Source organism: Komagataeibacter kakiaceti JCM 25156, from assembly GCF_000613305.1.
Genome location: NZ_BAIO01000236.1, coordinates 1 through 3,570 on the forward strand (window position 1 = coordinate 1; position 3,570 = coordinate 3,570).

General features: G+C 63.5%; 2 protein-coding genes and 2 pseudogenes. 2 read left to right on the plus strand and 2 right to left on the minus strand.

The window, feature by feature from the left end:
* Positions 1-1,671 (minus strand): Na+/H+ antiporter (locus JCM25156_RS11370; RefSeq protein ID WP_025813172.1); only part of this gene is annotated, 1,671 nt, incomplete at its 3' end.
* A 283-nt stretch (positions 1,672-1,954) separates the two neighbouring features.
* Here JCM25156_RS11370 and JCM25156_RS23750 point away from each other — a divergent pair.
* A pseudogene (locus JCM25156_RS23750) lies at positions 1,955-2,886 on the plus strand (DnaJ C-terminal domain-containing protein).
* On the plus strand, positions 2,883-3,227 hold the full coding sequence (locus JCM25156_RS11380) for a chaperone modulator CbpM (RefSeq protein ID WP_025813173.1): 345 nt from the start codon (positions 2,883-2,885) through the stop codon (positions 3,225-3,227). Before JCM25156_RS23750 ends, JCM25156_RS11380 begins: the two are co-directional and overlap by 4 nt.
* A gap of 137 nt (positions 3,228-3,364) precedes the next feature.
* Here JCM25156_RS11380 and JCM25156_RS11385 read toward each other — a convergent pair.
* Positions 3,365-3,570: pseudogene (locus JCM25156_RS11385) on the minus strand (hypothetical protein); the annotation flags it as partial.

Below are 3,570 nucleotides of genomic sequence, written 5' to 3' on the forward strand. Positions count from 1 at the left end.
GGGCGGGGCAGGGGAGCGGGCCTCGATCTGGAGTTCCTGTTCGATGAAGTCGAGTTCCTGATTGATGGTCCACTCGGTCTCGTCGTTGATGTGTTTCTGCACCACGCGCATGTGCCGGATGATGCGGAAGCGCAGGGCCAGTTCGGCGCGTTTTTCACGGATGGCGGTGGCGCGGATGCTGGCCTCGGCGGCGCGGGAATTGTCCAGCCTGCGCACCGTGTCCTGATATTCGTGCAGCAGGCGGCCAACGGCTTCCTGTTTCAGGTCGACCATTTCCTCGCTGCCGGGGGCGGCGTCGAGTTCCTTCTGCGCCAGCGCGGTCTGTTCGGCATGCAGGGTCTGGATGGCCACCTGCGCCAGTTCGATGCGCATCATGTCCAGTTCATGCAGGGCGGGATCGTTCTCATCCGCGCTCATGCCATGCAGCAGCGGCGGAATGGCCAGACTGGCCAGCAGCAGCGAGCAGATGATGACCCCCGCCGCCAGCGTGACCAGCAGGTCACGGCCGGGAAAACCGGGGCCGGCCGCCGTCACCACCGGCAGCGACAGCACGGCGGCCAGCGTAATCGCCCCGCGCGTGCCCGCCACCGTCATCAGCAGCACGGTGCGGGCGGAGGGGACGACCGTCTTGCGGTGGCGGAAATGCGCGAACAGACGCCGGGCCGAGATCGAGATCCATATCCACGCGAACCGGATCAGGCTCATCATGACCTGAATGCCGAAAATGGCCAGAATCAGGAACCACGGGGAAATCCCGCCCGCGCGCGCGATCTGCGCGCCGCCGGTGACCAGATCGGGCAACTGGAGCCCCAGCAGCAGGAAGATCACGGCGTTGAACGTGAAGTTCACCATGTCCCACACCGTGGTGGCCTTCAGGCGGGTTTCGGTCCGGGCCTCGTTCATCACGCCGGTGAACTTGACGGTCATGCCGCCCGCCACGGCGGCCAGGATGCCCGAGCATTGCAGCGCGTCGGCGGTCAGGTAGATGCCGAACGGCAGCATCATGGCCAGCGTGATGTGCGTGGGCGGGTCATCATAGCCGCGCACCAGCAGCACATGCTCCGCCCGGCAGGCCGCCCAGGCGCAGACGATGCCGATCACGATCCCGCCCGTGGACATGAAGATGAAGCTGCCCAGCGCCTGCTGGAAGGAAAAAAGCCCCGTCATGGCCGCCGCCACGGCGAATTTGAAGCAGACCAACCCCGAAGCGTCGTTCAGCAGCGCCTCCCCGTGCAGGATATGCACCACGCGCGCGGGGGCACGCCCCCCCTCGATCATGCTGCCGACCGATACCGCGTCGGTGGGGGACATGACGGCGGCCAGCGCGAAGGCCGCGGGCAGCATGATGGGCGGGATCAGCCAGTGGATGAAGTAGCCGCATACCAGCGTGGTGAACACCACCAGCCCCAGCGCCATCATGACGATGATGTTACGCAGTTCCCCGAACTCGCGCATCGGCATGCGGTAGGCGTCGGCATAGAGCAGGGGCGGGATGAACAGCAGCAGGAACATGTCCGGATCGAAGCCGATGTTCAGCCCCGCGAGCGCCGCCATCGCGCCCACGCCGATCTGGATCAGCGGCAGCGGCACCGGAATGCGGCCCACGCGTGAGATCAGGCTGCTGATCCCGGTAACAGTCAGTAATGCAAGGGTGAGGAAAACGGCATGCATCTGGAGGGGGTCTTTTTATATTTCTATTATTCTGAAGAAATAGTTTATTTTTCTTGGAATGAGAAATACAAAAAAATGTTATTCTCAATTCTCTGCTTTGCTATTTTTTCCTGCCAGCCATGCACGGATGGTAACCCGAAGATTTCCCCCTGCTTTCATTGACCCTTCTGCTTCCAATTCCCATTATTGAAGGAAGAGTGGTCGCAAGGCTGTATATATGGTGTTCAGGGATGGGCGTGGCGTGGCCAGGCTTGCAGGTTCCTGACGAAGGGATGATTTTTAAGTGAGCAAGGATCCATACGAAGTACTCGGCGTAGCCCGCACGGCCAGCAGGATGAGATACGCAAGGCCTACCGCAAGCTGGCCAAGAAGTACCATCCCGACCTCAATCCGGGCGACAAGGTGGCCGAGGAAAATTTCAAGGCCGTGGGCGCCGCCAACGCCCTGCTGTCGGACGAGGCGCAGCGCGCGCGCTTCGACCGGGGTGAAATCGACGCCAGTGGCCAGGAAAAGGGCTACGGATTTGGTGGTGGCGGCGGTGGTTACCGTGATTATGCCGAAGGGCAGCAGGGCTTCCATTACGGCGGCGGCCAGTTCTCGGAAGATGATCTGGGTGATATTTTCGGCACCATGTTCGGTCAGGGCGGCGGTGGTGGTTTCCGCCGCAGGCCGCAGGGCCCGATGAAGGGGGGCGACCGCCAGTACGCCCTGACTGTCAGCTTCCTTGATTCGGTCAATGGCGGCACGTCACGCATCACCCTGCCCGGCGGGACGACGCTGGATGTCAAGATTCCGCCCGGCATTACCGACGGGCAGGTGCTGCGCCTGCGCGGCAAGGGCGATCCGGGGCATCAGGGCGGTCCGGCGGGGGATGCGCTCATCACCATCACGGTCGCGCCCGACAGCACCTATACGCGCGATGGCAATGACATCCGCATGTCGCTGCCAGTGGACCTGAAAACGGCGGTTCTGGGCGGCAGCATCACCATTCCCACCCCGGCGGGATCGGTCAAGATGAACGTGCCCCCCGGCTCCGACACCGGCAGCGTGCTGCGCCTGCGCGGGCGCGGGGTCAAGGCGCATGGCGGGCAGGAAGCGGGCAACCTGTACGTGAAGCTTCAGGTCACCATCGGCAAGGTGGACGCCGCTCTCGAGGCCTTCCTGAAGGACTGGACACCCGGTGAGACGGCGGCGAAAGGGGAGGCCAAGGCATGATCACGCTCGAAGCCCTGTGCCTGCGCATCGGCAACGTGCCGGCGGAGGAGGTGCAGGGGTGGATCGACAGTGAATGGCTGCGGCCCGAAGGCACGCGCGGGCACTATCTGTTCCGTGAGATTGACGAGGCGCGGGCCCGCCTGATCATCGAACTGCGCGATGAAATGGGCGTCAATGACGAAGGCGTGCCCGTGGTGCTGTCCCTGCTGGACCAGCTTTACGCCGCCCGCAGGCAGATGCTGCGCCTGCGTGAGGCCATCAGCGTCCCGCGTGAGAACGAACTGCGCAGCAGGCTGCGCGGCCTTCTGACCAGCATGCATGACGCGCATGTGCACGACTGAACGCCCGCGCCCTGCCTGAGATAGGCTTTTTTCAAGAAAGCTTCAGGAAACGTTTTACTGTTTCTTCCCAGGGAATTATTCCCATGCGGCTTTCCGAAAAGCCCTCGCGCCCGGTCCGGCGCGGGGGCTTTTTTCGTTCAGTCCGCGCGGCTGAGCGGCAGGTCCAGTTTCTGGCCCGGCTTTTCGCCCTGCATCTGCAGGTCAGCGCTGTTGGGGGAGACCAGGCGGAACACCGTGCGCGGGTTGTCATCGACCGAGCGCAGGGAGGTGTCATCCTGCACCTTGAGTTCGATGGTGCGGCCGGTCAGCCCGGTGATCTTGTTCAGCGCGTCGGGCAGGCGGA

Bases quoted from the DNA above. Each gene is read 5' to 3' on its own strand.
- JCM25156_RS11380 (WP_025813173.1), top strand. From the start codon at position 2,883: ATGATCACGCTCGAAGCCCTGTGCCTGCGCATCGGCAACGTGCCGGCG.